Annotated in this window: 14 protein-coding genes; 5 read left to right on the top strand and 9 right to left on the bottom strand. The window is 72.2% G+C overall.

Annotated elements, in window-relative coordinates; translation table 11 throughout:
- Nucleotides 1-27: 27 nt before the first annotated feature.
- A complete protein-coding gene (locus AB0A94_RS05610; RefSeq protein ID WP_361739285.1) occupies nt 28-819 on the top strand; it encodes a hypothetical protein in 792 nt (263 codons plus the stop codon).
- A gap of 187 nt (nt 820-1,006) precedes the next feature.
- Here the strand turns inward: AB0A94_RS05610 and AB0A94_RS05615 are convergent, their stop codons facing one another.
- Entirely contained in the window at nt 1,007-1,444 is a 438-nt protein-coding gene (locus tag AB0A94_RS05615; protein WP_361739288.1) for a MarR family transcriptional regulator, read from the bottom strand.
- Nucleotides 1,445-1,537: 93 nt separating this feature from the next.
- Here AB0A94_RS05615 and AB0A94_RS05620 point away from each other — a divergent pair, with 93 nt between their 5' ends.
- Nucleotides 1,538-2,557 carry an NADP-dependent oxidoreductase gene (locus tag AB0A94_RS05620; protein ID WP_361739291.1) on the top strand — a complete coding sequence of 340 codons (1,020 nt, stop codon included), beginning with the start codon at nt 1,538-1,540 and terminating at the stop codon, nt 2,555-2,557.
- A gap of 92 nt (nt 2,558-2,649) precedes the next feature.
- On the opposite strand, the gene AB0A94_RS05625 is transcribed toward AB0A94_RS05620, so the two are convergent.
- Nucleotides 2,650-3,258 (bottom strand): hypothetical protein, encoded by a 609-nt coding sequence (locus tag AB0A94_RS05625; protein ID WP_361739294.1) that lies wholly within the window; start codon nt 3,256-3,258, stop codon nt 2,650-2,652.
- Between the two features lie 68 nt (nt 3,259-3,326).
- Here AB0A94_RS05625 and AB0A94_RS05630 point away from each other — a divergent pair, with 68 nt between their 5' ends.
- Both AB0A94_RS05630 and AB0A94_RS05635 read left to right on the top strand, forming a co-directional pair.
- Nucleotides 3,327-4,121 carry an EI24 domain-containing protein gene (locus AB0A94_RS05630; protein WP_361739297.1) on the top strand — a complete coding sequence of 265 codons (795 nt, stop codon included), beginning with the start codon at nt 3,327-3,329 and terminating at the stop codon, nt 4,119-4,121.
- Nucleotides 4,118-4,732, top strand: a complete 615-nt coding sequence (locus tag AB0A94_RS05635) for a LysE family transporter (RefSeq protein ID WP_361739300.1) — start codon at nt 4,118-4,120, stop codon at nt 4,730-4,732. The genes AB0A94_RS05630 and AB0A94_RS05635 overlap by 4 nt, the downstream gene beginning before the upstream one ends.
- Here AB0A94_RS05635 and AB0A94_RS05640 read toward each other — a convergent pair.
- The 3 genes from AB0A94_RS05640 to AB0A94_RS05650 all read right to left on the bottom strand — a co-directional run bounded on the left by AB0A94_RS05640 (nt 4,704) and on the right by AB0A94_RS05650 (nt 8,283).
- Complete coding sequence (locus tag AB0A94_RS05640) at nt 4,704-5,954, bottom strand: pyroglutamyl peptidase (protein WP_361739302.1); 1,251 nt, start codon at nt 5,952-5,954, stop codon at nt 4,704-4,706. The genes AB0A94_RS05635 and AB0A94_RS05640 overlap by 29 nt on opposite strands.
- Nucleotides 5,955-6,381: 427 nt before the next feature.
- Nucleotides 6,382-7,359, bottom strand: coding sequence for an aldose epimerase family protein (locus tag AB0A94_RS05645; protein ID WP_361739304.1), 978 nt, complete (start codon nt 7,357-7,359; stop codon nt 6,382-6,384).
- A 15-nt stretch (nt 7,360-7,374) separates the two neighbouring features.
- Entirely contained in the window at nt 7,375-8,283 is a 909-nt protein-coding gene (locus AB0A94_RS05650) for an SGNH/GDSL hydrolase family protein (protein ID WP_361739306.1), read from the bottom strand.
- A gap of 239 nt (nt 8,284-8,522) precedes the next feature.
- Here AB0A94_RS05650 and AB0A94_RS05655 point away from each other — a divergent pair, with 239 nt between their 5' ends.
- Complete coding sequence (locus AB0A94_RS05655) at nt 8,523-9,017, top strand: DUF3145 domain-containing protein (protein ID WP_217128946.1); 495 nt, start codon at nt 8,523-8,525, stop codon at nt 9,015-9,017.
- 219 nt (nt 9,018-9,236) lie between these two features.
- On the opposite strand, the gene fabF is transcribed toward AB0A94_RS05655, so the two are convergent.
- From fabF to AB0A94_RS05675, 4 genes are all read right to left on the bottom strand, one after another.
- The gene (gene fabF / locus AB0A94_RS05660) at nt 9,237-10,508 is read right to left on the bottom strand and encodes a beta-ketoacyl-ACP synthase II (RefSeq protein WP_361739309.1); all 1,272 of its coding nucleotides are present in this window, start codon (nt 10,506-10,508) and stop codon (nt 9,237-9,239) included.
- Between the two features lie 111 nt (nt 10,509-10,619).
- Complete coding sequence (locus AB0A94_RS05665) at nt 10,620-10,868, bottom strand: acyl carrier protein (RefSeq protein WP_085571157.1); 249 nt, start codon at nt 10,866-10,868, stop codon at nt 10,620-10,622.
- 80 nt (nt 10,869-10,948) lie between these two features.
- Complete coding sequence (locus AB0A94_RS05670; RefSeq protein ID WP_361739312.1) at nt 10,949-11,950, bottom strand: ketoacyl-ACP synthase III; 1,002 nt, start codon at nt 11,948-11,950, stop codon at nt 10,949-10,951.
- Nucleotides 11,951-11,972: 22 nt separating this feature from the next.
- A complete protein-coding gene (locus AB0A94_RS05675) occupies nt 11,973-12,884 on the bottom strand; it encodes an ACP S-malonyltransferase (protein ID WP_361739897.1) in 912 nt (303 codons plus the stop codon).
- Nucleotides 12,885-12,927: the final 43 nt, after the last annotated feature.

The raw sequence follows: 12,927 nt of genomic DNA on the forward strand, positions 1-12,927 counted from the left end.
CGGAACGGAACCTAACCTTCCCGCGTCATGGACTTTTGCCACCCGTGCCGACGGCACCTCAACGGCGCCCTGGCCTGCCCCGGCTGCGGCACGCCCGCCGAGACGCTCCGCGCCCAGCAGCAGGAGCCCGCCGCGCCCGCGGGGCACGAGGGCGCGGCGTACGGGGTGGCCCGAGCCGGGGAAGCCTCCGGGGAGTACGACGACGAGGACGCGCGGGACGACGAGCCGCGCGGGCGCCGGGCGGCCCGGCGCCGAGGGCCGGAACCGGAACCGGACGAGGGTCCTGCGGCGGGGCAGAGCCGCCGGGACCGCAAGGCCGCGGCGCACCGGCGCCGGCGCAACCGCACGCTGCTGATCGCGGCGGGCTTCGTCCTCGCGGCGGGCGGACTGAGCCTCGCGGAACTCGGACTGGACGCGCCCGGGTCGTCGCCCGAGCCTGCGGCGGCCGGGGAGGAGACCACCGACGGCGGCGGGACGGAGCTCGGGCCGGCGAAGTCCCCGGGCGGTGCCCCGGCCGCGGTCACGTCCGCGGAGTCCCCCGGTCCGGGGGCGTCCGGCTCCCCGTCGGCCTCCGGGTCCCCGAAGGACGAGGAGTCGGAGAAGGCGGCCGACGAGACCGGGAAGGACGCCTCGTCGGCCCCCGGGGAGACGCCCACGACCGACCCCGCGACGCCACCGTCGGAGGCCCCGGATGCCCCGGAGGCCCCCGAGTCCCCGGAGGAACCGGAGACCCCCGAGCCGGCCCCGACCACGCAGGAACCCGAACCGGAACCGGAGCCCACGGAGACGTGCGACCGCTTCCTGTGGTGGTGCACCTGAGCCGGCCCCCGCCCTCCGCGGGCAGTCGTGCCGCTGGGGCGGCACGGGTGGGCGCGACGGCACCCCGCAAGCGCCGGGCCGCGCAACCCACCCCCGGTCCACACCGACGCGGGGCACCCGCAAAGCGCTGGGCTGTGTGAACACTCCCCGGCGCCCACACGGGGCACCCGCCCCCCGGCCGTAGCCGCTACCCCAGCATCCTCCGCAACGCGTCCCGCAGCGCCACCCGCTCCGCCTCCGAGAGCCCCGCCAGCGGCTCGCGCGCGAACCGCAGCGACTCCCGCAGGCTCCGCGCCACCCGACGCCCCTCGGCCGTCGCCGCCGCCAGCTTCACGCGCCGGTCCGCCGGATCCGGCCGGCGCTCCACCAGGCCCCGGGACTCCAGCCGGTCGACGATGCCCGTGACGTTCGACGGCTCGCACTTCAGCCGCTGCGCCAGCTTCCGCATCGGCAGCGGCTCCAGGCACAGCAGGCTCAACAGCTTCGCCTGGGCACCCGTGAGGGCGTGACCGGCGGCGGCTTCCTCGTACTCCTCGTGGTAGCGGGCCACCACCGAACCGATGAGCTCGACGACCTCCAGGGTGAGGGCGTCGGGGCGGCGCGAGGGGGCGGGGGGTGTGGCCATGCCCTCCAGGGTACCCGGTTGCTTGACAACCTGAAATATTCAGCCGCATGGTTGTTTCAGGTAGTGAACCATTTCGAGGAAAGGTGCCAGGCCATGACCGCCCCCACACCCCCCACCACCGGCCGCGAGTGGCATCTGCTGAGCCGACCCGTCGGCTGGCCGAAGCCCGAGGACTTCGCCCTCGTCGAGACGGAGGTCCCCGCCCCGGCCGAGGGACAGGTGCTCGTACGGAACAAGTACCTCTCCGTCGACCCGTACATGCGCGGCAGGATGTCGGCGGCCAAGTCGTACGTCGCCCCGTACGAACTGGGCAAGGCCATGCAGGGCGGCGCCGTCGGCGAGGTCGTCGCGTCGGACGCCGAGGGGATCGCCGTCGGCGACCACGTCCTGCACTTCTTCGGCTGGCGCGAGTACGCCGTCGTGGACGCGAAGAACGCCGTCAAGGTGGACCCGGAGGCGGCACCCCTCTCGGCGTACCTGGGCGTGCTGGGCATGACCGGCCTCACCGCCTACGCCGGCCTGCTGCGCACCGCCGCCTTCAAGGAGGGCGACTCCGTCTTCGTCTCCGGCGCGGCGGGCGCCGTCGGCAGCCAGGTCGGACAGCTCGCGAAGCTCAAGGGCGCCTCACGGGTGATCGGCTCCGCCGGATCCGACGAGAAGGTGAAGCTGCTCGTCGAGGAGTACGGCTTCGACGCCGCCTTCAACTACAAGACCGGCCCCGTGAGCGAGCAGCTGCGCGACGCCGCCCCGGACGGGATCGACGTCTACTTCGACAACGTCGGCGGCGACCACTTGGAGGCGGCCATCGGCAGGCTCAACCGGGACGGCCGGATCGCCGTCTGCGGCATGATCTCCGTCTACAACAACACCGAGCCCGCCCCCGGCCCCCGCAACCTCGCCCGGCTGATCCAGACCCGCGGCCGCATCGAGGGCTTCCTCGTCGGCGACCACTACGACCTCCAGCCGCAGTTCGTCCAGGAGGTCGGCCCCTGGGTCCGCTCGGGCGAGCTGAAGTACCGCGAGACGGTCGTCGAGGGCATCGAGAACAACCTGGAGGCGTTCCTCGGCGTCCTGCGCGGCGACAACACCGGAAAGATGATCGTCAAGCTCTGATCCGACCGTGACGCCGTGCCCCCGGCGGTCGTTGCGTACGACGAGGGCCGCACCCTTGGACGTGGGGTGCGGCCCTCGCTTCGCGGGCGCCGTCAGCTGAAGGGCGCGAGCAGGACGTCGATCACCAGGTCCTCCCGGCTCAGGAAGCGCCCCGGCCAGGAGTAGACCGCGCCGCCGAAGGAGAGGTTGCGGGTGTACACGCCCTCCAGCAGGATCGCGAGCGCGAGGTCCAGCCCGTCGGCACCCCCCTGCGCGACACCCGAGAGGGTTTCCGGACGCCGCCACCGCGACCGGGTCATGGTGACGACGACACCCTTGCGCGACAACTCGTGCCGGAGCTTGCTGTCCAGCACCCGGTACCGGTAGGAGCGCCCCGCGAGGTCGACGTGCAGGGCGCGGCCGCGCCGGGTGACGGCCAGGTGACGGCGGTGCAGCCTGCCCTGGTGCGCGTCGGCGGTGAGCTTCACGCGCGCCATACGGGGAAGACCGCGGAAGCCGATGCCGCGGAAGACCATCGAGGGAACCGCCCCGCCCGACACCCGCACGGTCTGGTCGCTCGAGGAGTACCAGGCCTCCTTGGGGCAGGTCAGCTCGACCGCCCCGATGCCGGGCAGTGTCCCGCTCCACGTGCGTGTGGCCCGCCTCAGCAGCCGGTCGCGCTCGGATTCCGTACGTACGAGCTGGAATCGCGTGGTGGTCATGTGCCCCGCTTCCCCCTTGGCCGGTGCCGGGGTGGGACCGCCCGGCAGGTCCCCGATAGGGTTTTGTCATGCGCGATCTTGGGGCGGGTTTCCGGTATCTCCTGGCGGGCCAGCGGTGGGTGGCCCGGCACGGCAAGCAGTTCGGGTTCGGGCTGCTGCCGGGGCTGATCACCCTCGTGCTGTACGTGGCGGCGCTCGTCGCGCTGGCGCTGTGGGGCGAGGACTTCGTCACCTGGGCGACGCCGTTCGCCGACGACTGGTCCAGCCCCTGGGCCGGGCTGTTCCGCGGCTTCCTCACCGCCGTGCTGTTCGCGCTCGGCCTGCTGCTGTCCGTGCTCACCTTCACCGCGGTGACCCTGCTCATCGGGCAGCCGTTCTACGAGAACCTCTCCGAGAAGGTCGACCGCGACGTCTCACCCGACGGCACCGCACCCGAGTCCGGACTGCCCCTGCTGCGGGAACTGTGGATCTCCGCCCGCGACAGCCTCCGCATCGTCGTGCGCGCCCTGCTCTGGGCCGTGCTGCTGTTCGCGCTCGGGTTCGTCCCGGTGCTCGGGCAGACCGTCGTACCGGTGATCGGGTTCTTCGTCACCGGCTTCTTCCTCACCGAGGAGCTCACCGCCGTCGCGCTCCAGCGGCGCGGCGTCGAACTGCGCGAGCGGCTCGGCCTGCTGCGGTCCCGCAAGACCCTCGTCTGGGGCTTCGGCACACCCCTGGCGGTGGCCTTCCTCGTCCCGTTCGTCGCCGTGTTCCTGATGCCCGGTGCGGTCGCCGGTGCCACGCTGATGGCCCGCGACCTGCTCGGTGAGGAGACCGCCGGGGACGGAGCCGAGGAGTCCGAGGAGGAGGGCGCCCGGTCATGACCGAGGTGCTCGCCGTCGCCGTCATCACCGTCCTGGCCGTGATCGCCCCGGGCGCCGACTTCGCCATGGTGGTGCGCAACAGCTACCTCCACGGCCGTCGCACCGGGCTGCTCGGCGCGCTCGGGGTCGCCGCCGGCGTCCTGGTGCACGTCACCTACACGATGCTCGGCGTCGGACTGCTGATCGCCTCCTCGGCCTTCCTGTTCACGGTCATCAAGCTGGCCGGCGCGGCCTACCTCGTGTACATCGGCGTGCGCACCTTCCGCACCCGCGGCGAGGTCACCGTCGACCTGGGGAACAAGACGGGGCTGACCCCGTTCGCGGCGCTGCGCACCGGTTTCCTGACCAACGTCCTCAACCCGAAGACGACCCTCTTCGTCGTCTCGACCTTCGCGCAGGTCGTCAGCCCCGGCACGCCGGTCCTCCAGCAGGTGGGCTACGGCCTGTTCATGTCGCTGGCCCACCTGCTGTGGTTCGGCGTCGTCGCGGTGTTCTTCTCCCACGACCGGATGCGCACCCTGATGCTGCGCGGCCAGAAGGTCCTCAACAAGGTGATCGGGTCCGTCCTGGCCGGCCTCGGCGTCAGCCTCGCGTTCGCTCCGTCGCACTGACCGCCACGGTCACGATCGACCGCACCTGCTCGATGATGTCCAGCCGGTTCCGTACGAACTCGGGGTCGGTGACCTCGGTGGTGTTCCCGGCGCCGAACTGCAGGACGGGCGTGTGCACGTGCCCGCCCGGCAGCTCCCCGTGCAGCCCGAGCCGGTCCCGCAGCAGCGTCGCCCGGTAGGCGATCTCGTTGGACAGGTAGTCGCCGCCGCCCCCGGCCCGCGCCGTCGAGCCGGGCGTCGGCCCCTGCGGCCGCACGACGGGCTCGGTGCCTCCCGCCGGGATCTCCGTCACACTCGTGTTGTCGTACACCGGGAACCGCCCGGTGTCCGCGGCGACGATCTCCGCGTACGGCAGTGTCGTGGACGTCCACTGCGGCTGCGAGGCAGGGTCGGTGACCGGGATCGTCTCCGTGCGGCCGATGTTCTCGTTGTCCCCGAAGCCGCCCCGCCACGCCCCGTTGGTCCGCTCGACGTCGAAGCGGCCCACCCGGCCCTGGCTGACGGTCGTGAACAGGTCGACCCTCGGCAGTTGCGGCCGCAGCGCCCGCTCCACCGTCCCCTCCGCGAAGTCCCGCCAGCGGACCGGGAACACGGCCGTCTCGATGCGCGCCGGACCGTCCGCGGTCTCGATCACCGTGCCGTCGAGGGCGAGCGCGACGGCACCGGACGGGTTGGAGATGCGGATGTCCCGGTCCAGGGTGAACGGGTCGAAACCGGTCACCAGGACGCGCTTCATGCCCGTGCCGTGCGGATAGCCGATCGCGGTCTGTCCGCGCGAGGTCCGCTCCAGCTCGTCGAGCAGCCGCGCCCGTCGCTCCTCGCCCAGCCGGAACCCGGGCTCCCAGGCGCGCAGTTCCCGGGTCATCCCGAGCCGCGCCCAGTACAGCGGCCGGTCGTCGTCCCGGCTGAGGTCACCGCCCGCCGGTCCGCGCCCCTGCGCCCGGTCGACGGCCCTGCGCCACAGCTCCGTCCCCTCGCGTACGACGGCGCGGCGGGCCTGGGCGTAGGAGTGCGCGCGGTCGAGCGCGCGGGCGAAGTCCGGTGCCACGTCGGCGAATCCGGAGCGGTGGAGTATCTCCTGCGGGACGGCCCCGTCGAGGCGGCGTTCCTCGACGGTGGGGGCCGCGGTCGTGTCGGCGGCGGTCGCGGTGGTCATGGGGGCGGCGAGACCGGTCAGCAGGGCCAGACCGAGAACACCGATGCGAACACGTACGGATCTCAAGGGGGTTGGGCCTTCCGTCGTCGTGGGGCACGGGGATGCCGAAGGCCGCAGTATCGCGCGCCCGGCGCGCTCCACGCCACGGGGCGTGAGCGGGCGCCCGTCCCGCGATCCGCGGGCAGTCGTGCCTCCCCCAGTGCCTTGAAGGCCTGGGAGGCACCCCGCCGGCGCCGGGTTGCGCAACCACCTCCCCCCGGCCCGCGCCCACGCGGGGCGCCCCGCAGAGCACCGGGCAGCGCAACCCCACCGCATCACGGTCATATGTGAAGGCTTCGTACGGAATTCAAGCGGGCATGCTGATCGAGGACCACGATGTCACCGCAGCGATTAACGTCTGATCCGGGAAGCACCCACATGAGCAGCCCCGGCCCGGGACCCTGACCCCGGACCGGGGCTCATGTGCGCAGCGGCCCGCCCCGCCCCGCTCCGGCTACTGCACGCCGAAGCCGTACACCGTCTCGGACCGGAACACCTCGCCCGGCTTCAGCACCGTGCTCGGGAACTCCGGACGGTTCGGGGAGTCGGGGAAGTGCTGGGTCTCCAGCGCGATGCCGTCACCGGGGGCGAAGGGCTCCCCGATGTGGTCGGCGGTGTACAGCTGCATCCCGGGCTCGGTGGTCGCCACCGTCAGCACCCGGCCCGACGCCGGGTCGTACAGCTCGGCGACCTCCTCGGCGGCCGCCGTCACCCCCTTGTCGAGCACGAAGTTGTCGTCGTACCCGGTGCCCGCCTTCCGCGCCGCACGGAAGTCGAAGCGGGTGCCGGAGACGTCGGCGAGCTCACCGCCCGGGATCAGGTCCGCGTCCGACGGGGTGTAGCGGGAGGCCGCGAGCCGCAGCTCGTGCCCGGCCGCGCTGCCCGAGCCGGCGCCGGCCAGGTTCCAGTACGAGTGGTTCGTCAGGTTCACATGCGTCGGCGCGTCCGTCACCGCCTCGTACGCGATCCCCAGCGCGCCCCGCTCGTCCAGCGTGTACGTCACCGAGACCTCCAGACGGCCCGGGAAGCCCTCCTCGCCGTCCGCGCTGACCAGGGAGAGGCGCAGCCCGTGCTCGACCGGGCTGACGTCCCACACCCGCTTGTCGAAGCCCCGCTCACCGCCGTGCAGCGAGTTCGGCCCGTTGTTCGCGGCGAGGGTGTGCTCGCGCCCCTCCAGGGAGAAGCGGGCGCCCGCGATCCGGTTGGCGTACCGGCCGATCAGGGCGCCCAGGAACGGTTCCGGATGCCGGAGGTAGCCGTCCAGGTCGGAGAACCCCAGCACCACGTTCCCGGGCCGCCCGTCCCGGTCCGGCACCTCGACGTCCTGCACGATCCCGCCGTAGGACAGGATCCGTACCCGTACGCCCGCCCGCTCCAGGGTCCAACGGTGCACCGGAGTGCCGTCGGAAAGTGTGCCGAAGAGTTCGTTCATGTGCGAAACAATAGGTCACGGCTGCTTCGCCGTGACCGTCCGGTACGCGATCTCGGCCAGCTCGGCCTGCCCGTCGACACTGGGGTGGAACCAGTCCCAGTGGCTCAACTGTTCGGTGCCGAAACGGTACTCGTACACCGCGCCGCCGTCGAAGCGGCAGCGGCGGTCCTCCGCGCAGACCTCCTCCAGCACCTCGTTGTAGTCCTCCACCCGGTTCTGCACCGTCTCGCGCCGCAGTGTCGCCGCCGCGTCCAGGGCGTCCGCGTCGCCCAGCATCGACGGGCAGATGCCCAGCTTCCACACCTGCTTGCCCAGCGGATTGGTCCGCCCCTGCGACCAGAGCCGCTTCAGGTTCGGCACGCTCGCCACATACACCTGCGCCTTGGGCAGTGCCTCGCGCAGCGTGCGCATGGCTTCCTGGAAGTCGGCGCGGAAGTCCGCCACCGGCGTCATCGCCGACGTCGTCTCCCGGCAGGCGTCGTTCGCCCCGGCCATCACCGCCACCAGCTCCGGGCTCCGCCGCACCGCCCGCGCCATCTGCCCCGGCAGATCCGCCATCCGGGCCCCGGTCACCGAGTAGTTCCAGCTCCGCTCATCCGCCCCCGCCCGCCCCAGCAGCCGTACGGCGAGGCTGTCGACCTCCTCGCTGCCGCCCGTCGCCCACGACACCTCGGGGCAGTCCGTCAGCACCCCGCACGCGTCGAAGCCGCGCGTGATGGAGTCCCCCACGGCGGCGACCGACTCCGGGCTGGTGTCCCACACGGGCGTGGGCTTCGGGGACGGCCGCTCCTTCCGCGCCCCCGTGCCCGACGGGGCGGGGGAGTCGCCGACGGCGTCGCAGCCGGCCACGCCCAGCGCGGCGGCCGTCACCACGGCGAGCACGGCCCGTGAAGGGCGCCCGCGCCTCCGCCTCGCCTGCTCCATCCGTCGCCTCCCCGCGGGTCGTGATCGGTCCGTCCCCCACCCATGACAACGCACGAGGGTTCCCGCCCCCACCCGTACAGGCGTCCTGCCGGGTGAATGACGTACGTTTCCCGGCACCGGGACCGACGGTACGTCACACTCCTTGCGCCGTCGCACGGTAGCCTCGCCATCAACGTGGTCCGCCCGGGCCGCGCCCGTTCCGTCCGTTCCAAGACGACCCGCTCAGCCCGGAGGTTCCGGTGACGACTCGTGGAGTTCTGTACGTGCACTCCGCGCCGCGCGCGCTGTGCCCGCACGTCGAGTGGGCCGTCGCCGGGGTGCTCGGCACGCGCGTCAGCCTGGACTGGATCCGCCAGCCCGCCGCCCCCGGCACCTGGCGATCGGAGTTCTCCTGGCAGGGCCAGGCCGGCACCGCCTCCAAACTCGCCTCCGCGCTGCGCGGCTGGCAGATGCTGCGCTTCGAGGTCACCTCCGAGCCCTGCCCCACCGCCGAGGGCGAGCGCTACAGCTGCACCCCCGACCTGGGCATCTTCCACGCCGTCACCGGCATCCACGGCGACATCCTCATCCCCGAGGACCGCCTCCGCGCCGCCCTGGTCCGCTCCCGGACCGGCGAGACCGACCTGGAGTCGGACATCGCCAAACTCCTCGGCAAGCCCTGGGACGACGAACTGGAACCCTTCAGATACGCGGGAGAAGGCGCCCCGGTCCGCTGGCTCCACCAGGTGGTCTAGAAGCGCCCCTGAAAGGGGCGCGGGGAACTGCGCGACAAGCCCCAACGGCCCCGCACCCGACCGACTTCCCCCTGGGGTCAAAGGGGCGAAGCCCTTTGAGGACGGGACGGGTAAGGGCGGCGGGGGCGAAGGAACCCCCGGCACACCCCCACCGCGCCGCACGGCAAAGGGCTTCCACCCAAAGGTGGAAGCCCTTCGAACCGCCGCAGCCGACGTCCGTCACACGGACCGGAACGCCAGCACCACGTTGTGCCCACCGAACCCGAACGAGTCGTTCAGCGCGGCGATCCGCCCGTCCACGGGCAGTTTCCGCGCCTCACCACGGACGACGTCCGCAGCCGCCTCGGCCTCGGGGTCGAGGTTCTCGACGTTGATGGTCGGCGGAGCCACCCGGTGGTACAGCGCGAGCACGGTGGCCACCGACTCCACCCCACCCGCCCCGCCCAGCAGATGACCCGTCATCGACTTCGTCGCGGAGACCGCGAAGTGGTCCGCGTCGTCCCCGAACACCTTCCGCAGCGCCTTCAGCTCCGCGATGTCACCGGCCGGCGTGGACGTCGCGTGCGCGTTGACGTGCACGATCTCCGCCGGATCGAGATCCGTCCGCTCCAGCAGGTTCTGCAGGGCCTGCGAGATGCCCCGACCCTCCGGCTCCGGCTGCACGATGTCGTGCGCGTCGGCCGAGACGCCCTGACCGACCGCCTCCGCGTACACGCGGGCGCCGCGCGCGGCGGCGTGCTCGGCGGACTCCAGGACGATCACACCCGCCCCCTCACCCATGACGAAGCCGTCCCGGGCGACGTCGTAGGGACGCGAGGCGCCCTCGGGGTCGTCGTTGTTCTTGGACATCGCCATCATGTTGCCGAACGCGGCGATCGGCAGCGGGTGGATCGCCGCCTCCGTGCCGCCCGCGACGACGACGTCGGCACGGCCGGTGCGGATCATCTCGATGGCGTAACCGATGGCCTCGGCGCCCGACGCGCACGCGGAGACCGGGGTGTGCACACCGGCGCGGGCGCCCACCGCGAGACCCACGTTCGCGGACGGGCCGTTCGGCATCAGCATGGGGACGGTGTGCGGGGAGACGCGGCGTACGCCCTTCTCCTTCAGCACGTCGTACTGGTCCAGCAGGGTCGTCACACCGCCGATGCCGGAGGCGATGACCGCGCCGAGCCGGTCGGGGTCGACGTTCGGGTCCTCGCCGGCCTTGGCTTCAAAACCGGCGTCGGCCCACGCCTCCTTGGCCGCGATCAGCGCGAACTGCGCCGAGCGGTCCAGACGGCGGGCCTGCGGCCGGGGGATGACCTCGGTGGGCTCCACGGCCACCCGGGCCGCGATACGGACCGCCTGCTCGGCGGCCCACTCCTCCGTGAGGGGCTTGACGCCGGAACGTCCGGCGACCAGGCCCTCCCAGGTCGAGGCTGCGTCGCCACCCAGCGGTGTGGTTGCGCCGATACCGGTGACGACCACGGTGCGATTGGTCGGGCTCATCGGAATTCTTTCTCCAACGTGTGACGAGGATGCGTACGGCGCCACCGCCGGGTGGCGGGGCCGGGGTCCCGGCCCCCGGGCCTCCCGTACGGACGGAAGGCCCGGCAGGGCTCAGGCCTGGTGCTCGAGGATGTACTTGGTCGCGTCGCCGACGGTCTTGAGGTTCTTGACGTCGTCGTCCGGGATCTTGACGTCGAAGCGCTCTTCGGCGGCGACGACGACCTCGACCATGGACAGCGAGTCGACGTCCAGGTCGTCGGTGAAGGACTTGTCCAGCTCGACGTCCTCGACCGGGATGCCGGCGATCTCGTTCACGATCTCCGCGAGACCGTCGACGATCTCTTTCTCCGTGGCGGCCATGGTGGCGCTCCTTCTTTGTGATTCCAGAGGGTGTGGCGGTGCTTCCTCGCGTACCGGACACATGATCCGGCACGGAGTGCCTAGGGGAGGGTAACGACCGTAGCGGCGTAGACGAGACCCGCCCCGAAGCCGATGACGAGCGCGGTGTCGCCGCTCTTCGCCTCGCCGGTCGCCAGGAGCCGCTCCATCGCGAGCGGGATCGAGGCGGCCGAGGTGTTGCCGGTGGTGCGGATGTCACGGGCGACCGTGACGTGCTCCGGCAGTTTCAGGGTCTTCACCATCGAGTCGATGATCCGCACATTGGCCTGGTGCGGGATGAAGACGTCCAGTTCGTCCGGCGTCAGCCCGGCGGCGTCCAGCGCCTCCTTGGCGACCTTCGCCATCTCGAACACGGCCCAGCGGAACACCGCCTGGCCTTCCTGAGTGATCGCGGGGAACTTCTCGACGGTCCCGTCGCGGTAGTCCGTCCACGGCACGGTCTGCTTGATGGTCTCGGACTTGTCGCCCTCCGAGCCCCACACGGTCGGGCCGATCGCGGGCTCCTGGGAGGGGCCGACGACCACCGCGCCCGCGCCGTCGCCGAACAGGAAGGCCGTGGCCCGGTCCTCCAGGTCGGTCAGATCGCTCAGCCGCTCCACGCCGATGACGAGTACGTACTCCGCCGAACCCTCCACCACCATGCCCTTGGCCAGCGTCAGGCCGTAGCCGAAGCCCGCGCAGCCGGCCGAGATGTCGAAGGCGGCGGCCTTGTCCGTGCCCAGCTTGTCGGCGATCTCGGTCGCGACGGCCGGGGTCTGGCTGAAGTGCGAGACGGTCGAGACGACGACGGCACCGATCTGCGAGGCGTCGATCCCGGCGTCCGCGATCGCCTTGCCCGACGCCTCGACGGACATCGCGGCGACGGTCTCCTCGTCGGACGCCCAGTGCCGGGTCTCGATGCCGGAGCGCGAACGGATCCACTCGTCGGACGAGTCGATCGTCTCCAGGATCACCTCGTTCGGCACGACCCGGGTGGGCCGGTAGCCGCCCACGCCGAGGATGCGCGCGTACGGGGCGCCCTTGCTGGGCTTGATCTTCGCCATGCGGGTCGGCTCCTTAAGGGCGTCAGGCATGCTCGGCGATGAGCTCGCGGGCCGCGTCGAGGTCGGCGGGGGTCTTCAGGGCCAGCGTCTTGACGCCGGGCAGCGCACGCTTGGCGAGGCCGGTCAGCGTGCCGCCGGGGCAGACCTCGAGGAGGGCGGTGACGCCGAGCTCCTTGAACGTCTCCATGCACAGGTCCCAGCGGACCGGGTTGGCGACCTGGCCGACCAGGCGCTCCAGCACCTCGGCACCGGTCGCGACCGCCCCGCCGTCCTTGTTCGACACGTAGGCGACCCGCGGGTCTCCCGGCGTCAGGGCCTCGGCGGCCTTCGCCAGCGTGTCGACCGCGGGGCCCATGTGGTGGGTGTGGAAGGCGCCGGCCACCTTGAGCGCGACGACCTTGCGCACGCCCTCGGGCTTGTCCGCCTCCAGCGCGGCGAGCTGCTCCTTGGTGCCGGCCGCGACGACCTGGCCCGCGCCGTTGATGTTCGCCGGGGTCAGGCCCAGCCTCTCCAGGTGCGCCACGGTCACCTCGGGGTCGCCGCCGAGCAGCGCCGCCATGCCGGTCTCGGTGATCGCGGCGGCGTCGGCCATGGCCAGACCCCGCTTGCGGACCAGCGAGAGCGCGGCGGTGTCGTCGAGGACGCCCGCGAAGGCGGCGGCGGTGATCTCACCGACGCTGTGACCGGCGACGGCACCGGGTGCCACGTCCCCGAGCGCGGAGGCGGACAGCAGCCCGGCCGCGACCAGCAGCGGCTGGGCGACGGCCGTGTCACGGATCTCGTCCGCGTCGGCCTTCGTGCCGTAGTGGACGAGGTCGAGTCCGATGGCGTCGGACCACGCGGCGACGCGGTCCCCGGCACCGGGGAGGGCGAGCCATTCAGTCAGAAAGCCGGGAGTCTGGGCACCCTGGCCGGGAGCGACGAGTACGAGCACTCTCACACTCTCTCTTGGGGACGGCCGCAGCCGCCCGTGGGGA

This window comes from Streptomyces sp. NPDC044984 (assembly GCF_040646935.1).
Lineage (GTDB): Bacteria > Actinomycetota > Actinomycetes > Streptomycetales > Streptomycetaceae > Streptomyces.

Coding starts and splice junctions, on each gene's coding strand:
- AB0A94_RS05635 (WP_361739300.1), top strand. CDS start 4,118: ATGACCGAGGTGCTCGCCGTCGCCGTCATCACCGTCCTGGCCGTGATC.
- fabF (WP_361739309.1), bottom strand. CDS start 10,508: ATGAGCCCGACCAATCGCACCGTGGTCGTCACCGGTATCGGCGCAACC.
- AB0A94_RS05630 (WP_361739297.1), top strand. CDS start 3,327: ATGCGCGATCTTGGGGCGGGTTTCCGGTATCTCCTGGCGGGCCAGCGG.
- AB0A94_RS05665 (WP_085571157.1), bottom strand. CDS start 10,868: ATGGCCGCCACGGAGAAAGAGATCGTCGACGGTCTCGCGGAGATCGTG.
- AB0A94_RS05620 (WP_361739291.1), top strand. CDS start 1,538: ATGACCGCCCCCACACCCCCCACCACCGGCCGCGAGTGGCATCTGCTG.
- AB0A94_RS05625 (WP_361739294.1), bottom strand. CDS start 3,258: ATGACCACCACGCGATTCCAGCTCGTACGTACGGAATCCGAGCGCGAC.
- AB0A94_RS05615 (WP_361739288.1), bottom strand. CDS start 1,444: ATGGCCACACCCCCCGCCCCCTCGCGCCGCCCCGACGCCCTCACCCTG.
- AB0A94_RS05610 (WP_361739285.1), top strand. CDS start 28: ATGGACTTTTGCCACCCGTGCCGACGGCACCTCAACGGCGCCCTGGCC.
- AB0A94_RS05670 (WP_361739312.1), bottom strand. CDS start 11,950: ATGGCGAAGATCAAGCCCAGCAAGGGCGCCCCGTACGCGCGCATCCTC.
- AB0A94_RS05645 (WP_361739304.1), bottom strand. CDS start 7,359: ATGAACGAACTCTTCGGCACACTTTCCGACGGCACTCCGGTGCACCGT.
- AB0A94_RS05650 (WP_361739306.1), bottom strand. CDS start 8,283: ATGGAGCAGGCGAGGCGGAGGCGCGGGCGCCCTTCACGGGCCGTGCTC.